We start from the raw sequence: 15,732 nt of genomic DNA, 5'->3' as shown, positions 1-15,732 counted from the left end.
TTTAATCATGTAAATTAGTATACTATGGAAATATATTAATTGTAATACTATTTTTACATATTTATCATATTATTGTTAAATGGATTGTAGAAAGAGCTCGTTGCATGACGAGACCTCTATATAATGGGCTTCAAAATATAACTTTTTTCTTGTCTTCTATCACGACCTCCTAATTGATATACAACAGTATTAAATAACATACGAGATGTAATAATATCTCCAAGACAATTCTCTTGTTCTAATTGTTGGAGTGTAAGATTAGAAGTGAAAAATGTTGATTTTTTATTTTCCTTACGAAAATCAATCACATCATAAGTAAAATCTCTAATATAATTTGTAAATCTTCCATTTCCTATATCATCAAGTATTAGTAAGGGAACCGTCTTCATGAGTTTTACTTGTTGTAAAACTTTTTGTGTGAAATCTTCATCATTTAATTGATAAATTTGGCGTAGATCATTTGCCCATGAACCATACTTAATATAGAGTACAAGCGGAGACTCGAAATTAAATAAAGAAGGATTCATTACTGATTTAAATATATATTCCATTGCAAAGGCTATAGCAGTATATGATTTACCAGTTCCTTTTTGTGGATGTATAAAAGCAAGATTATTTCCATTCTTAACAATTTCCTTAATTGAATTAAAAGTATCTATAATGTAATCTTTGTACATTTTGTTGTCCGTGTCTATTATGAAATTTCTTTTATTTGCATTTTGATATTCTAAAGGAATTTGAGAAAGCTTTATAGCCTGATTAAGTAAGATATAACCGCCACACTCAGGATTTATCGTATAATCCTGTGGCAGGGGAGTAGTACCATTTCTACGTTGGCACCAATCCCTAACGACACATTGTGCACAAGTAACATAAGGTTCATTCAATATTCACACCACCCATTATGTTTATAAATTCTTTATATGATTTTGTAATTTCAAAACTGTTATATAATAGATTGATTTTTAAATATAAAATTACTAGTTAATATTTCAATATCTAATTCTTTTTTCTCTAAAACATGAAGGAATAAAGCATTTAAGTGGTTTATTGTATTTTGCTGAATCTCCATATGATGTAATGAATATTTATTTTGATTGAGAAAAGATAATATTGAATTTTTACATTTCATAATATCCTTCCAACCATATTTTTTTGCAAGTGTATCTATTACTTCCCACATCATTTCTGATACTTTTAGGAGTGGAATTTTATCACATTCTATTATGTAGTATCGATTACTTTTTCCGCGACCTGGGACCTCTTTTTTTATAAATCCTTTTTCAACTAATTCATTAATATAACGAATAATTGTATTTATTGAGCAGGAACAAGATATAGATAATCTATAAATACTTGGGAATGCGAATTCTCCTTTTTTATAAATGTAATTCAAAATGTTTGAGTAAACCAATTTTGCGTGAGTACTTAGGCCAATACAGTGAGCTACCATGCTAGGAGTGCTTATATGCCCTTTGTTGTATGAGCTATTGTATATAAATTCTCTTTCTTTTGAATTTGGCATCGTTTTATACAATTAAAACACCTCTTTCTATTATAAGTATCGTTTTATATGCTGAAAAAGTTGAGGGGGAATTTTAAGGAAATAAAAAATAATTCTACATTCAGATAAAAAATAATTCAATTTACCTATAATACTATTAAATAAAATCCAATAAACATGCAGTTTTTTAATAATGGAAAGCTTTAATTGTTTATATTCTTGCGTAGTTTGGGTTTGATTATAAATAGCGATTATAAAGCGGGTATTACAACTTGAATAGTTTAGAGGTGATGATATGAAGAGTAATTGGAAATCTCATCCGATTTGTGGATTAGGAGATCAAATTGGAAAAGCTATTATGCTTACATGTAAAGAAAATGCATATATTGGTGGTTTAAAAGACATCACTGAAAAATCCATTATGATTGAAGTTGGTGAGGGGATGGTTATTGCTGTGGACCGCACTGTATTAAATGATGAATCAATAGAACTACATGTTGTGGGAGGATAAAAGATTGTCTGATTTTGTTATAAGTGAAAATACGCGTAATAGTATTAGTACTATTAATGCTCCTAGACCAAAATTAGATCCCCGAGATCCTAATATTGGGAAAATAGCACTGGTTAAAGAAGGGGCATATAAGGGGCTAAAAGGTATAATATATCCACCTACTAAGGAATTGAAATATGATGGAGAGTTTGTAAAAGGATTTACAGGGCATTATGAAGTAGAAAAACTCTATCATGTAATGTTCTTTTTTGAAGATGGTACATTTTTTTGTGCAATGGAGACAGATTTAATGGATTTAGAGGTAGAAGGGGGTATATTCATTATTGATGACGGAGATGGAACTGTTGCAAAACCCTATGGATGTGGAGAAAGATTATACACGTCGGTTCCCGAAATTTATCATGAATTACCTTTAAATAAATCAGGTTATATCATTATTAATACTTATCAAGCCAGGCCGGTAGATTCTTTTTTTAAAGTGTTTTGGATTAACGACCTTACTACACCAATTGGACAAACTCATACACACGCGTATGGACAAGGTTTTAATACATCAAATGATATAATATTTTATTATGATCCCAAGTTTAACCCGAATAAAATAGTCGTTAAAAATGATTATATAGGACATTGGTATCATAAAGTAAATTGTCTTACAGAACTTGATGGCTCATACTTTAAGCCATATACCTGTGGAACTAACATTGTTCTTAATAGTCCCATAGACATGAAGAAGTGTTTTTTTCAACTAATTGAACGTACAGGGGAAGTTGAAGTTGTATATAAATACTTGGGAGACCCTAAAAGTGAGGCTTCATTAGAAGTGTTTTGGCAGAATGAAGTGATAGGGAAAGTAAACACTAAGCAAAAAAAATTTGAGGAGAAAAGCATTATTTTCAGTGTAGATGAATTAAAAATGTTTGATCCGCAGGTAAGGATTACAGTACATGGACACTGGGAAGTGAAAGTAAAATGCCCGGTAAATAAGGGGATATCAAAGTTAAGAGAAAAGAATTTTTGAGTACTAGTGGTATGGCTTAGGAAGAGATAATGACAGAAAATTCCAGATTAATTAAAACATGCAGAATTCTACTATAATATGGCTATGTTTTACGGTCACAATCAACAATATGTAGTAGCTCTACAATAAGTAGGTAAGGCCAAAGGTATCTTTTGTAAGCGTAACGATTATGAATTAGCTGAAGAGCGTTTAGTTTCTGCTTTGGATATATTTAAGAAAAATGAAGAGAATCATGCTTGCCTTATCGGTTGTCATAATTTAAGATTCTTATACAACAGTTAGAATTTATCAGAATTAGCAATTCGTCATATATCTGAAGTAATTGCCGAGTCCCTTAACAATTATAGAGTATTTTAATTTTGGCTTGCGAATTTGCAAAATTGGGGAGGGAAGACAAAGTATTGAATGTATTTGAAACAGGATTGGAAATTAGTAATGATTTAAAAATATAGAATATGACCATCATTTCCAAATCTTAAAAGCATACATCTAAATATTCCTGAAGAAGAGCTAGAAAAACTCATAATATCTAGGAATGAATATTACACCAAGGAAACTTTATATGAATACTTCCAAAAATATAATGGGAAATTAGCCATCAAATATTATGATGAAGATAATCATATGAAGGCATCTAGGTGCTTTTATAGTAAAGGGGCTATTGAGTTAGCTAGTAACATTAATACTAAACTATGGTATGGGTTCGTTAAAAGTTGAACTGACCCCAGAAAGTTTGACAAGTCGTTTCATTAGGCAGCTTTTAGGGCATGAGTTCGATATTGTACCGGGCTCATGCCTTTTAATTTTGCCTTAATTCGTTTGTGATTATAATAATCGATATATTTTTCAAATTCTTGTTTAAAGTGTTCTATGCTTTCAAAATCTTTTAGATAAAGAAATTCAGATTTTATAATACCAAAGAAACTTTAAATAATCGCATTATCGTAACATCTTTGATACAAGTAAATAGGTTGGTCTTGAATCAATTGTATAAGCGATTATCTCTCAATTAAATAGATCTAACATCGGTGATAAGTAGAGCTTCTCGCCGCATAATTTTAATTCTGTTATGTCTGTAACTCATTTTTCGTTTGGCTTTTCAGCCTTAAAGTTACGGTCTAAAATATTTGGCGTAATCTTACCTACTTTCCCTTTATAAGAGCGATATTTTTTCATACGAACTAGGCTCTTTAAACCTAACTCTTTCACAATTCGTTGAACTTTTTTATGGTTGATTTTGTGTCTTTGGTTCATTAACTCATCGCGAATACGGCGATATCCATAACGACCTTGGTGTTCATCGTAAATGTTTTGAATTAAGACCTTTAGCTCTTTATCTGGATGATTAGAATTCTGTATCCAGTAATAATACGTACTTCGTGGGAGTTCTGCTAATTTTAAAAGTGCCTTTACCGGAAATGCTTTCCTTAGTTCATAGATTATTTGCGCCTTATCTTGTTTGGTGATTTCTCCTTGTTTTGAACTAAGGAATTCAACTTTTTTAAATAAGCATTCTCCATACGCAAACGCTCCAATTCAGCTTGTAATGCTTCTACTGACTCTTCTGTTTGTGTTTGTTTCTTAATTGATTTTTGATTGTCCTTAGTCATAGATTGACGCCCCTTTTTCTTAGATTTAAGGGCGTCTACTCCTTTTTGACATAGCTGAATACGCCATTTTCTAATAAGTCCAGATGAAGAAATATTAAAAATAACTGCTGTTTCGTTTGGAGACGTCCCATTTTCGAACATATAATTTAGTACGCTTAGTTTATACTGTACAAAATACGTTGTATAGTCTTTTTCAAATGCTCGGATTCCATGATATTCAAATTGTTTTATACATATTCGAACCACTTCGTGATTCGTTCTCAATGATTTCGCAATATCTTTTATACTCTCACTTCCATCTTGATAATGTATTGCTGCATTCATTTTGTTTTCTGAAGTAAATTTAGTCATAAAAAAACTACACCTCCAATTGTTAGACACAGTCTAACAATTGGAGGTGTAGTTCATAAGAAGTAACCTGTTTTTATTTATACATTAAAAAATCGGCGGAGTAACAGAAAATAAAACTATCGCGTTTTTTTCAAAATGATTCACCCATTTATGCTTTAAATAAGCAGGTATCTTTACACTGTCGCCAGTTTCTAATATGTATTCTTCCTCATTTAAATATAATGTGATTTTCCCATCTAATACAAATGCCAATTCTTCACCCTTATGTTCTAATACATTTTCTGATGAAGCTGTATTAGGTGGGATGGTCATAATTGCTGTTGCTAAATTTCCAGTGAAATCAGGTGAAAGCATTTCATATGATAAATTATCAATAATCATTTTCTTTCGTTTATGGGAACGTACAATTAAATCGTCTGTATTTGTATCTTCAAGTAAAAAGCTAAATGTTGGCACATCAAGAGCTTTAGCAAGCACTTTTAATGTTTGGATAGAAGGGTTAGCGGACCCGCGCTCAATTTGACTTAACATTGATGGTGTAATATCGGCCATCTTTGCTAGTTCTTTACTAGTTAAACCTTTTTCTTTTCTTTGTTTTTCAATTTTTTTACCAATATCTATATTTTCCATAATGAAAATCTCCTTAATAATTATTAAATTATATTTAAATAAATTAAATTAAAATTAACTTAATTGGATTATTTGTGTTAAACTATATTAAAATTAATTTAATTATAATTTATTGTATGGTGAGCTACAAGGATATAAGGAGGAAACAAAATGAAAGAAATAGGGGTATTACAAGCAGAATATCCATTAGTGAATAAGCTTATTGCAACAGAAGAAGTGTTTTGGATAAACCCAAACATAGAAAAGTATGAAACAGCAATAAAAGATTCACCACTTAATGAAGAGAATGTAAAAGATGCGGAAGAGAGATTAAAGCGTTTTGCACCATATATTGCGAAAGTTTTTCCTGAAACGAAAGGGACGAACGGCATAATCGAATCACCTTTAGTGAAAATACCTTCTATGAAAGAAGCTTTAGAGAGAAAATATGAGCAACCTATTTTAGGAGAATTATTATTAAAATGTGATAGTCATCTTCCAATATCAGGATCAATTAAAGCTAGGGGCGGCATTTATGAAGTGTTGAAACATGCTGAGCAACTAGCATTGCAGCACGGAATGGTAACAGAAGAAGATAATTATTCCGTTTTAGATAGTGATACATGTAGAAAGTTTTTCTCGAAATATTCAATTGCAGTAGGTTCTACAGGGAATTTAGGACTTAGCATAGGGATTATGAGTGCGAATCTAGGTTTTAATGTAACTGTTCATATGTCAGCAGACGCAAAAAAATGGAAGAAAGATTTATTAAGAAGTAAAGGTGTAAACGTTATTGAATATGAAGATGATTATAGCAAAGCAGTAGAAGAAGGAAGAAGACAAGCGGATGCGGATCCTAGCTGTTATTTTGTAGACGATGAAAACTCGCATGATTTATTTTTAGGATACGCAGTAGCAGCATCAAGATTACAAAAGCAATTAGAAGAGTTAGAGGTTGTAGTAGATGAAAATCATCCTTTATTTGTTTATCTTCCGTGCGGAGTAGGAGGAGGCCCTGGCGGAGTAGCATTCGGTTTAAAGTTATTGTATAAAGACAATGTTCATTGTTTCTTTGCAGAGCCAACACATTCTCCTTGTATGTTACTCGGCTTAATGACAGGCCTTCATGACAAAATTGCTGTTCAAGATATCGGAATTGATAATGTAACAGATGCAGATGGACTTGCGGTAGGAAGGCCATCTGGATTTGTCGGCAAAACGATGGAACCATTTTTGAGTGGGAATTACACAGTAAGCGATGAAGCGTTATATAGATTGTTAAAAGAACTAGCTGATACGGAGAATATTTATTTAGAGCCTTCTGCACTAGCAGGTATGATAGGGCCAGTGAAAGTATGTAAAGAAGATGAGTATTTACAAAAGCAACAGTTAACAGAGAAGGTGAAAAAAGGTACTCATATTGTGTGGGGAACGGGTGGAAGTATGGTTCCAAAAGATATAATGAATGAATACTATAGGAAAGGTTTGGAATTAACGGTATAAGAAAAATGAGGCTAGTTGTAGCCTCATTTTTTCGTGTACATAAAAATCTTTGTTATTTTCACAATAGTTCTTTATAGTATATATAAAGGATAACTAATATTGAATAAATACAACAAAAAAGCTTTATTTTACATAATAAGAGGATGTGTATACGATGTCATTACAGACTAAATATATAGCGGGTATTTCGCTTGGGGTTATGGGTGTCGGCTTTGCGGCTTCTATCCCTTTTCAAGGAACGGTAGCAGGAGAGATTATACAAGGGGGATTTGAAGCTGGATTGGTTGGTGGACTTGCGGATTGGTTTGCGGTTACTGCTTTATTCCGTCATCCGATGGGAATACCAATTCCGCATACAGCTTTGTTACCTAAAAACCGTAAACGGGTAACGAAAGGGCTCATTCATACGTTAGAAAATGAATGGCTGACGAAAGAAAGTATTACGAATAAAGTAAAAGAGATGCAGTTAGCACAAATGGTACTGCAAATTGCTGAGAGAGAAATGCAGTCTGATGCTGTGAAAAAGGGGATTGTAACGATTGCAGAGAAAGCAATTGTTACAATAGATACAGAAAAGTTAGCTGTTATTATTGAAAAAGAATTAAAAACATATTTGCATACAATTAATACAAGTAACATTTTACAAGTGCTTGTTGATCAATTAGTTGTGCAAGAATATGATGAAAAGACACTTGATTACATATTAGTGAAGGTAAAAGATTGGACAGCGCAAGATGAAGCTCGTTACCAGCTCGGTAGCTTAGGTATGAAGGCGATGGAAAATATAAAAGTAGATGGATTCTTGCAGTTTACTTTGAAATCATTTATGAATATTGTAGATGAAGATAAAATTGGCGGCATTTTGCAGAAGTTTATCATTAGTAATATTAACAGCTTACAAGAGGCTGATAATAGCACAAGACAACTTATATTAGCGAAGATTCGTCAAGAAATTATCAATGTAAAAGAAAATGAAGCCTTATTAAAGGAATTAGAAAATTGGAAAGAAAAGTGGATTGCGAATTGGAATGCTACTGACAAAATAAAAGAGATGCTAGAGCAAGTGCAACAAAGAGCAGTTACTTTTGTAAATAATGAAGAATTTGCTGATGAATATGTTATTCCATTTTTACAAAAACAAATGAATAAAATAAAAGAAGACGAAATGACTGTTCAAAAAATAGAAGATTGGTTACAAAAACAAGTTGTGAATCTTGTTGAGAAGAACCATTCGAAAATCGGTAAGCTTGTACAAGAAAACCTGGATAAGTTAGATGATAAAACATTAATCGAAATGATTGAAAATAATGTCGGTAAAGATTTGCAGTGGATCCGTGTGAACGGTGCTGTGTGTGGATTTATGATTGGATTAATATTAGAAGGAATTAAAGCGATTATATAAGAAAAACCTTCCACAATTGTGGAAGGTTTTTCTTATTTTTCGATAACGCTCATATTCAAATTATAAGCTTTCTCAATATTTAACTTGTACGTCCCATTTCCAGTTTTAATCGAATTTTTATACCAATGTTCTTGCTCGTTTAATTCTGGATGTTCTTCTGAAGAATTATTTTCTTTTTTCGTTAAATCTTCTACTTGCTCCCAAGGTGTGTTTCCGTGTGTTTCTTTTTGATTTGTTATTGCTGTTAAAGAAACATCACTTTCTTTAGCTAAATGAACAGATACACTTGAGTTGTTTTGTACAAACCAATTATTTTGTAATTGGCCAGGATAAAGAGATAGCTCGTTATTTGAAGCGCGAATTTCCACATTTTTATTTTGCGGAAGAACAAGCGTTGGTTTCACCTGTGGTGCTGAATTAAATAACGTATGCTGAACAGGTAATGATTTTAAAGTGATATACATCGTTTCTCCAGCCGTTTGAACTGAAAGGAAATCATCTTGTTTTAAATTGAGTTTTTCATTTGCTTTCGTCGTCATTTCATAAGTTCCCAAAAGGTGAATTTGATTTGTATTATTTCCCTCTATAGTTAGAGGCTGATGACCTGCATCTACTACGATTTTTTTGATAGATTCAGGTATATCAAATTGTCCGTCTGGAATATTACTCGTTTGCCTCGTTGTGTTAATAGAGTGACGAACTTCTTCTAGTAATCCAGTTGATAATAAACAGTAAAAAGCAATTCCGACGCTTCCTAAAACACCGATAAAGAAAATACTAAAAATATCATATTTAATAAATGATTGTTCCTTCTTAGAAAATAGAAGGTATAGTAAAACTTCAGCTCCAAGTATGATAAGTAAAACTGGCCACCATGCAGTTAGTGCATCTAATACTTGAATTCCTTTTACGACTGAAAATAGTAAAAAGCATCCTAACGATATAATAGAAAGCCCCATTGAGAATGTTCCAACACGCCAAGTCCTCATTCGCTTGTCCCACCTTTGTTTTCTTTATTTCCAAGTAACAATTTAAAGCCGCCGCCAATTAAAAGGAGCGCAACGATAGATGTCTGGAAATAGCGATAATATAGTTCACTAAGATGAATATTAAATATAGTTACAAAATAATCATTCAAAATAGGAAGGACTGTTTGATTTAATAAATAATAACCACCGAGTGTAATTAATCCGATACCGATCCATCTTTGATGATTTATAAAATAATCGATAATGGGTTCGTCTTGTACTCGTTCTTTTCCGTATTTTGCTGTTTGCTGTAACGCATCAAAAAAGCTATAGAACCAAATGATTGGTACTAAAAATAAAAACGCAGAAAGTCTTAATAAGTCGAGTAAATAAATAGATAGTAAGAAGGCTGCCATAAGCTGAAGGCCACGGCGTTGTAAGCCTAAATACATATGACCTGCTCCAGGGAACATCGCTAAAATAGAAGCAAATGTTTTACTTTTCTTTCCCTGCTCTCGATGTTCTTCAAAATCTTCGAAAATAGTACGGTCAATTAATTGCTCGCCACGTTCTTTTTTCTGTAGTTGCTGAACAACGTCAAAGAAATTATAAATCCATAAAACAGGTAACGTAATAAGGAAGATAAGAAAACTTTCTTGCGATGTCAAAAGTGCAACGAAAATGATCATACTGCCGATTCCTGTGCAAGCTACTAAAAATGTAAGTCCGCGTTGCATAAGTCCTAATTGGAAATGGCCAAGTCCAGGGATGATGGATAGGAGAATGATATAAAATCGTTCGCTCTCTTTAGAGGAATTTATCAATTCTCCAGCTTCTTGTTTTTTCGTTTGTTTTATAATGGTGATAACTAAATCTAGTAAGTTAATTACCCATAGAACAGCTAGTAAAAATAGAGAAAGAAAAGCAATATCACGTTCTCTTACTACTATGGTACAAAATACTGCAAAGGAGAATAGAAATAAAGATCCTCCGCTATATAAAATAAACCGTCCTAGCTTTTTTAAGTATAAATGTCCAAGCCCAGGAATTAGCCCTAATACAAGTGCTAAAAAGGGGTTTTTATTCATGCTTTAAACCTCCGTCCTTTTTTGATGTATCTACCGATTTGTTTACAATTTGTTGTGAGATAGAAGACTCGTTATGTTTTGAAGATTTCTCGAAATTTGATGTCGCTGTAAAAATATATTGGAATAAACCACTTACCATAAAAATAATTGTAGCCGCAGTCGCAATTATGTAGTGAATGATCGTGCGCTTTAGTGAGTTTGTTTTTATATTTTCATTAGGTTGTAGCGTTTCAAAATTAATTTGCGTCATAACTTCGTTCGTAAATGAATCATCATTTATCATTGGAAGGTTTTCATGTTGTTCATCAATACTTTCCATATAAAGTGCTAAACAATGATCACATTCATAAAGATGTTCTTCCATAGATTCACGTTCATTGCTTTCTATAAAATCTAATGTATAATTGCGCCAATCTTCTTTTGAATAATGCATCATAGAAACTCTTCCTCCTTCCAATGTTTTTTAATCCATTTTCGTGCCCGATACAGTTTCATTTCGACTGTTTTCACTTCGATGTTTTCCTGTAAAGCAATTTCTTGATAACTTTTTTCTTCTAAGTAATGTGCGAGAACAACGTCACGATAATTTTCGGGAAGTTCTCTCAGTTTTTGAGCAATGAGTAATTTCTGCTCTTTCGTCAATAATAAAGCCTCAATATTATGAGAGGACTGTATATTTTCCTCAGCTTGTTTACATAAGGAGAGTTCTTCACTTTCTCTAGCTTTCTTCCTCTTATAATCAATAGCGTGATTGGTGGCAATACGTGCCATCCACGTTTTTAATCCGCGAAATTGATAATTAGGGAGAGAGGCGTGAATTTTTACGAATACTTCTTGTGTAACATCTTTCGCATCTTCTTCATGTCTTAAAATAGAAAAGATAACTTGGAAAATATAATGACGATATGTTTGCACAAGGATACGAAAAGCATGTTCGCTTCCTTGTTGTGCTTTTTCAATTAATTGTTTTTCCTCAATGGGTCTCTCCCTCCTTTTTGACGCATTCTATTATATAGACGTAAAGAATGATAAGTCACCCTACACATTTTGTAAAAAAAGAATAATATATTTTTTGCAGGAGAGCTAGATGAAAAAAGGTGTGAAAAAATGGTAAAGAGAAGTATATAATGAGCAAGTAGGAAATGTTACACGGAGAAAGGATGTGAATGTTAGTAGGGGAAGGTCCATACTAACAAACATGAAAATTAAAATATTAATAGCAGATGATAACTCTTTTATTAGAGAGGGCATGAAAATTATTTTAAATACATACGAAGAGTTTGAAGTAGTAGATACAGTAAATGATGGGAAAGAAGCAGTGGAGTATTGCAAAAAGAACGACGTTGATATCGCTCTATTAGACGTTCGCATGCCAAATATGAACGGGGTAGAGGCGACGAAATTCATTTGTGAAGAGACGAAAACAAAACCGCTTATTTTAACGACGTTTGATGATGATGAATATATTTTGGATGCAGTGAAGAACGGAGCGAAAGGTTATTTATTAAAAAATAACGATCCGGAGCGGATTCGTGATGCGATAAAAGGAGTATATAACGGTCAAACTGTTATGCAAGATGTTGTCCTCGATAAAATTAAGTCTAATTTAATGGAAAGTAAAGAGGAAGAATGTAAAATTGATAAGAGTCTTTTCACAGAAAGGGAGCTTAGTATTATCGCATTAATTGCAAAAGGCTTCTCAAATAAAGAAATTTCGAAACAGCTTTTTATATCTGAAGGAACAATTGCAAATTATATTACGTCAGTTTTAGGGAAAACTGGACTTGAACATCGCACACAAATCGCGATTTATTACTTAACAGGGAAAGTAGATTAATGATATGGAATTTTGGTTAACTGTAAGTAAATTAATTGTTTTTTTATATATTGTGTTTAGTTATATTTACGCAAATGTAGCAAATTTACCGTGGGTTATATTTACTTTACTTATTTACATCTCTATAAACGTAATGATTTCTATATTTAAAAAAGATACGTATAAAAAAATATTAATTTGTATGTCAATTGGCGTAGTTATGTTATTTACATGGAGGGTTCATCCATTTTTTATTTTGTTTTTACCTTTGAATTTATACGAAATTACATTCTATTACATAGAAAAGAATTGGCCACGCTTTGTCATTATGATGCTCCCAATTACAATTGCAGATGAAAGTATTCGAATGACTTATGGATTAATTGTTGCATTTTCTTTTCTCGTTTTAACTATTGCAGATCGATATATATCGCGTGTAGTAAAGCTTGAATCGCAAAATGATAAGATGCGAAAAGATATGCAACGACTTACGAAAAGCTTACATGAAAATAAAGAGTACATAAGACAATCAGAATACACGTTTAAGTTAGAAGAAAGAAATCGGTTATCACAAGAAATTCATGATAAAATTGGCCATTCGATGACGGGTGCATTAATTCAAATGGAAGCAGCAAAAAGGTTAATGGAAATAGATAAAGAAAAATCAGCGGAGTTATTACAAAATGCAATTCACATTTCAAAAGATGGAATTGAAAGTATTCGCATTACATTAAAAAATATGAAGCCACCAACTGAGCAAATTGGTATTCATCGTATGAAATTATTCATAGAGGAATTTGCCGGTAAGAATGATGTGAATATTCCTTTTGTATACAAGGGGAACTTAGATATGATTTCTCCCATTCAGTGGAAAATTATCGGTGAGAATGTTACAGAAGCACTAACAAATGCAATGAAATATGCTGATGCGACAGTTATTTCTATAGATATTCATGTGCTTAACAAGATGGTTAAGGTGCAAGTGAAGGATAACGGGAAAGGCGCAGCTCTTGTTAAGAAAGGTCTCGGTATTATGGGGATGGAGGAGCGAACAGCATCAGTAAACGGCAAAATTATTGTAGATGGAACAAGTGGTTTTTCAGTGACAATGTTGTTTCCGATATAAGAGAATGGGACGAAGATGAATCATCTCATATGAAAAAAGTGAATATTCTCATGTGAAAAGAATGAACTTCTGCACTGAGCAGGTTCATTCTTTTTGTTTATAATAACAGCAGAGAAACCGAAATAGGGGTGAAATGATGAATACATTAGAAATTAAAAATTTAACGAAAAAATTTGGTGATTTCATCGCAGTTGATAATATGTCTTTATCTATTAAAGAAGGAGAAATATTTGGCTTTTTAGGATCGAATGGTGCTGGTAAGAGTACGACAATTAATATGATTGCTGGTTTGTTAAGAAGTAATGAAGGCGAAATTAGCATACTAGGAAAAAATATAAAGAAACATAATCGATTTGCAAAGATGAATATTGGTATTGTTCCGCAAGATATTGCGATTTATGAAGAGTTAACTGCTTATGAAAATGTGAAGTTCTTTGCTGGATTGTACGGATTAAGAGGGGCCGAACTAAGAGTGAGAGTAGAGGAAGCACTTCAATTTGTAGGACTTAGTGATAAACAGAAAAGCTATCCGAAAAACTTTTCTGGCGGGATGAAGCGAAGATTGAATATCGCTTGTGCAATTGCACATAGACCGAAGTTAATTATTATGGATGAACCGACAGTTGGAATTGATCCGCAGTCAAGAAACTATATTCTTCAGTCTGTCCGGAAGTTAAATGAAATGGGAAGCACTATTATTTACACGAGCCACTACATGGAAGAAGTAGAAGAGATTTGTACGAAAATCGCAATTGTCGACCACGGTAAAGTGATTGCAGAAGGTACGAAAGAACAACTAAAAGCGATTATTACAGATACGAAAGATATTTGGATTGAAGTGAAGTCAGTAGAAAATTTAGATGTAGAAAAGTTAAAAGAGATCAACGGTGTGAAAGCAGTTCAAATTGAAGAAAACGTAATTAAAGTGAATTCTGATGCGGGATTAAATAATTTAAATAAAATCATTCAACACTGTATCAATCATGATATTGAAATTCGTTCATTAGAGGAGCAGGCTCCCAACTTAGAAACAGTATTTCTTACATTGACGGGAAGAAACTTACGAGATAAATAAAAAGTAAATGAAGAAAAGGTAAAGGGAGGTTCATCAATTGAACATCTTCAATATTGCAATTATGCATATTAAAAGAGATTTCAGAGACGTAAGGACTTTAGTTTTTATGTTAGCATTTCCGATTGTGCTTATGCTTGTGTTAGGAACAGCGTTAACCAACGCATTTAATAGTGATAGTCATTCGATTAAAGATATACAAGTGCTATATAAAGATGAAGCGAGTAGCACGTTTTCTCAATCATTTGAAGCATTTACGAAAGAAGTGTATAAATCAGGTATTCATTTTAAAAAAGCTTCCGGCAGTATAGATGGGAAAGAAGAAGTGAAGCAAAATAAATATGCCGCTTATGTAGAGTTAAATAAAGATGGTGCAAAATTTTATGGAAGTGACAAAAGTAGTATTGAGGGAAGTATTGTGGAAGGAATGCTTACAACATTTGTTGATAAGTACAATGTAGCGGTCGAAGTTGCAAAAGTAGATCCTACTAAGGTTAGTACGGTTATTTCAAACGGAAATCATAATGATTATATAAAAGAAACATCTTTACAAGCTGCGAAAAAACCAGGTTCTATGGATTACTATGCGGTTGTAATGACAACGATGATTGCACTATATGCTGCGATGGGAGCGAGTTCTTTAATTCGAGGAGAACGAATACGTAAAACAGGAGATCGTCTCATTGCTGCACCTATAAGTAAAGCTGAAATATTCATTGGAAAAGTACTTGGTAGCCTAGTAGCAAATGCCCTGTGCATATTACTCGTCATGTTATTTAGTAAATTTGTTTTTCAAGCGAATTGGGGCGAACATCTTGGAATCATATTTCTTATTTTATTAACACAAGTCTTTCTAGCAATTAGCTTCGGTTTAGGAATCGGATATATTACGAAAACAGCTGAAGCGTCTAGGGCAATTATTATGGTTGTTGTGCAATTAGCTTCTATTTTTGGAGGTGCATATTTCGTAATAGAAGAAAATTTCATTACGAATTTATCACCATTAACTTGGGCAAATACAGCTGTTATGAAAATTATTTATGCAAATGATGTAGGGGCAGCATTACCAGTCATTTCTTTAAACCTTGGAATTTCAGCACTCTTTTTATTAATTGCAATTATTGCATTACGTAGACGGGAGGGGCTATAGT

The 15,732-nt window shown here is 32.7% G+C and carries 15 protein-coding genes and 1 pseudogene; 8 read left to right on the top strand and 8 right to left on the bottom strand.

The genetic code is table 11. From position 1 onward, the window contains the following. Positions 1–116 precede the first annotated feature (116 nt). Complete coding sequence (locus MRP26_RS03075; RefSeq protein ID WP_097961807.1) at positions 117–887, bottom strand: ATP-binding protein; 771 nt, start codon at positions 885–887, stop codon at positions 117–119. Positions 888–946: 59 nt separating this feature from the next. Then, the gene (locus MRP26_RS03070) at positions 947–1,537 is read right to left on the bottom strand and encodes a helix-turn-helix domain-containing protein (protein ID WP_042972363.1); all 591 of its coding nucleotides are present in this window, start codon (positions 1,535–1,537) and stop codon (positions 947–949) included. A 262-nt stretch (positions 1,538–1,799) separates the two neighbouring features. On the opposite strand from MRP26_RS03070, the gene MRP26_RS03065 reads away from it, so the two are divergent. Both MRP26_RS03065 and MRP26_RS03060 read left to right on the top strand, forming a co-directional pair. Then, positions 1,800–2,015: a hypothetical protein gene (locus tag MRP26_RS03065; protein WP_000841663.1), complete on the top strand. Its 216-nt coding sequence runs from the start codon at positions 1,800–1,802 to the stop codon at positions 2,013–2,015. A 4-nt stretch (positions 2,016–2,019) separates the two neighbouring features. Beyond that, complete coding sequence (locus MRP26_RS03060) at positions 2,020–3,036, top strand: hypothetical protein (protein WP_197241841.1); 1,017 nt, start codon at positions 2,020–2,022, stop codon at positions 3,034–3,036. 749 nt (positions 3,037–3,785) lie between these two features. On the opposite strand, the pseudogene MRP26_RS03055 reads toward MRP26_RS03060, so the two are convergent. Beyond that, positions 3,786–4,997: pseudogene (locus MRP26_RS03055) on the bottom strand (IS3 family transposase). Positions 4,998–5,081: 84 nt separating this feature from the next. Then, positions 5,082–5,627 carry a helix-turn-helix domain-containing protein gene (locus MRP26_RS03050; RefSeq protein ID WP_197241840.1) on the bottom strand — a complete coding sequence of 182 codons (546 nt, stop codon included), beginning with the start codon at positions 5,625–5,627 and terminating at the stop codon, positions 5,082–5,084. A 150-nt stretch (positions 5,628–5,777) separates the two neighbouring features. Here MRP26_RS03050 and MRP26_RS03045 point away from each other — a divergent pair, with 150 nt between their 5' ends. Both MRP26_RS03045 and MRP26_RS03040 read left to right on the top strand, forming a co-directional pair. After that, entirely contained in the window at positions 5,778–7,109 is a 1,332-nt protein-coding gene (locus MRP26_RS03045; protein ID WP_242805962.1) for a D-serine ammonia-lyase, read from the top strand. Between the two features lie 154 nt (positions 7,110–7,263). Further along, the gene (locus MRP26_RS03040; RefSeq protein WP_242805961.1) at positions 7,264–8,511 is read left to right on the top strand and encodes a DUF445 domain-containing protein; all 1,248 of its coding nucleotides are present in this window, start codon (positions 7,264–7,266) and stop codon (positions 8,509–8,511) included. 32 nt (positions 8,512–8,543) lie between these two features. Here the strand turns inward: MRP26_RS03040 and exsE are convergent, their stop codons facing one another. The 4 genes from exsE to MRP26_RS03020 are packed head-to-tail and all read right to left on the bottom strand — an operon-like array spanning position 8,544 to position 11,482. Further along, positions 8,544–9,500, bottom strand: coding sequence for an exosporium protein ExsE (exsE, locus tag MRP26_RS03035; RefSeq protein WP_242805960.1), 957 nt, complete (start codon positions 9,498–9,500; stop codon positions 8,544–8,546). Then, positions 9,497–10,567: a hypothetical protein gene (locus tag MRP26_RS03030; protein ID WP_053564791.1), complete on the bottom strand. Its 1,071-nt coding sequence runs from the start codon at positions 10,565–10,567 to the stop codon at positions 9,497–9,499. The genes exsE and MRP26_RS03030 overlap by 4 nt, the downstream gene beginning before the upstream one ends. Next, positions 10,560–11,003 (bottom strand): hypothetical protein, encoded by a 444-nt coding sequence (locus tag MRP26_RS03025; RefSeq protein WP_242805959.1) that lies wholly within the window; start codon positions 11,001–11,003, stop codon positions 10,560–10,562. Before MRP26_RS03025 ends, MRP26_RS03030 begins: the two co-directional genes overlap by 8 nt. Continuing rightward, positions 11,000–11,482, bottom strand: coding sequence for an RNA polymerase sigma factor (locus MRP26_RS03020; RefSeq protein WP_242805958.1), 483 nt, complete (start codon positions 11,480–11,482; stop codon positions 11,000–11,002). Before MRP26_RS03020 ends, MRP26_RS03025 begins: the two co-directional genes overlap by 4 nt. A gap of 283 nt (positions 11,483–11,765) precedes the next feature. Here MRP26_RS03020 and MRP26_RS03015 point away from each other — a divergent pair, with 283 nt between their 5' ends. The 4 genes from MRP26_RS03015 (at position 11,766) to MRP26_RS03000 (ending at position 15,731) form a co-directional block, all read left to right on the top strand. Beyond that, complete coding sequence (locus MRP26_RS03015; RefSeq protein WP_000694106.1) at positions 11,766–12,404, top strand: response regulator transcription factor; 639 nt, start codon at positions 11,766–11,768, stop codon at positions 12,402–12,404. 4 nt (positions 12,405–12,408) lie between these two features. Next, the gene (locus MRP26_RS03010; RefSeq protein ID WP_088114240.1) at positions 12,409–13,509 is read left to right on the top strand and encodes a sensor histidine kinase; all 1,101 of its coding nucleotides are present in this window, start codon (positions 12,409–12,411) and stop codon (positions 13,507–13,509) included. A gap of 136 nt (positions 13,510–13,645) precedes the next feature. Further along, entirely contained in the window at positions 13,646–14,584 is a 939-nt protein-coding gene (locus tag MRP26_RS03005) for an ABC transporter ATP-binding protein (RefSeq protein ID WP_001093826.1), read from the top strand. A 37-nt stretch (positions 14,585–14,621) separates the two neighbouring features. After that, a complete protein-coding gene (locus MRP26_RS03000; RefSeq protein ID WP_088114241.1) occupies positions 14,622–15,731 on the top strand; it encodes an ABC transporter permease in 1,110 nt (369 codons plus the stop codon). Position 15,732 lies beyond the last annotated feature (1 nt).

This window comes from Bacillus sp. CCB-MMP212 (assembly GCF_022748145.1).
Lineage (GTDB): Bacteria > Bacillota > Bacilli > Bacillales > Bacillaceae_G > Bacillus_A > Bacillus_A cereus.
The sequence above is the reverse complement of the archived record's forward strand: the minus strand, read 5'-3'. Positions and strand labels throughout refer to the sequence as shown.

Bases quoted from the DNA above. Each gene is read 5' to 3' on its own strand.
- MRP26_RS03050 (WP_197241840.1), bottom strand. From the start codon at position 5,627: ATGGAAAATATAGATATTGGTAAAAAAATTGAAAAACAAAGAAAAGAA.
- MRP26_RS03005 (WP_001093826.1), top strand. From the start codon at position 13,646: ATGAATACATTAGAAATTAAAAATTTAACGAAAAAATTTGGTGATTTC.
- MRP26_RS03025 (WP_242805959.1), bottom strand. From the start codon at position 11,003: ATGATGCATTATTCAAAAGAAGATTGGCGCAATTATACATTAGATTTT.
- MRP26_RS03045 (WP_242805962.1), top strand. From the start codon at position 5,778: ATGAAAGAAATAGGGGTATTACAAGCAGAATATCCATTAGTGAATAAG.
- MRP26_RS03015 (WP_000694106.1), top strand. From the start codon at position 11,766: ATGAAAATTAAAATATTAATAGCAGATGATAACTCTTTTATTAGAGAG.
- exsE (WP_242805960.1), bottom strand. From the start codon at position 9,500: ATGAGGACTTGGCGTGTTGGAACATTCTCAATGGGGCTTTCTATTATA.
- MRP26_RS03065 (WP_000841663.1), top strand. From the start codon at position 1,800: ATGAAGAGTAATTGGAAATCTCATCCGATTTGTGGATTAGGAGATCAA.
- MRP26_RS03010 (WP_088114240.1), top strand. From the start codon at position 12,409: ATGGAATTTTGGTTAACTGTAAGTAAATTAATTGTTTTTTTATATATT.
- MRP26_RS03040 (WP_242805961.1), top strand. From the start codon at position 7,264: ATGTCATTACAGACTAAATATATAGCGGGTATTTCGCTTGGGGTTATG.
- MRP26_RS03030 (WP_053564791.1), bottom strand. From the start codon at position 10,567: ATGAATAAAAACCCCTTTTTAGCACTTGTATTAGGGCTAATTCCTGGG.